The organism is Pseudomonas sp. AC463 (assembly GCF_979253585.1).
In genome coordinates, this window is sequence record NZ_CEEDDZ010000064.1 from 1 (window position 1) to 621 (window position 621).

The 621-nt window shown below is 60.7% G+C and carries 1 protein-coding gene; it reads right to left on the reverse strand.

Annotation, left to right across the window (positions count from 1 at the left end):
* Nucleotides 1-500, reverse strand: a 500-nt coding sequence (locus tag AC0IYH_RS29085) for an AraC family transcriptional regulator ligand-binding domain-containing protein (RefSeq protein ID WP_471837472.1), incomplete at its 3' end; no start/stop codon positions are given.
* Between the last annotated feature and the right edge of the window lie 121 nt (nucleotides 501-621).

Consider the following 621-nt stretch of genomic DNA (forward strand, 5'->3'; position numbering starts at 1 on the left):
GGCTGCGGATAGGTGAACTCCGCTGCCAGCGGCATGGGTTTTTCGTGAGGCGTCAGCCAGTGGATCAGGCCAAGGGTCAATGCGGCCCCTGCATCGATGAATGCGCGAGGGGCCGGTACGGGGGCGGTGCCGACTTCCAGGCCGATCAGCTTCAATGTGTCTTGTCGCTGTTCGAGAAGGATGTGCGAGCCATTGCTGGTCAGTGGATGGAAGTCCGCCAACAGTTTGAGCGCGCTGCCCAGCGTCGGGCTGGACATGATCGAGTAGCACTGCGCGCCCAGGATGCTCGGGTGAGCGCGGGCGTAGGTGGCGAGGCCGATATCCGGATCGTTCGCCTGCTCGGTCGCTTGAGAAAACAGGCCATAGACCTGTGCCAGTCTGATCGGTGCACCGCGGCTCAGCGCTGCGACCAACTCATGATCTAGCTTGCTCGGGTCGATACCTTGTTCGAGCAGGGTCTTGGCCATCACCTGGAAACAGGTGCTCGTCATCGTGTACATCGGTTTTCCTGAGTCGCGGGCGGCTCTGAGTGATCGGATAAAGGCTGCCGGAAGGGGCGTGCGGACAAGAAACAGGTGCGCGGGAACACTATTCGAGTCTGTGCGGCGATGTAAACATAAG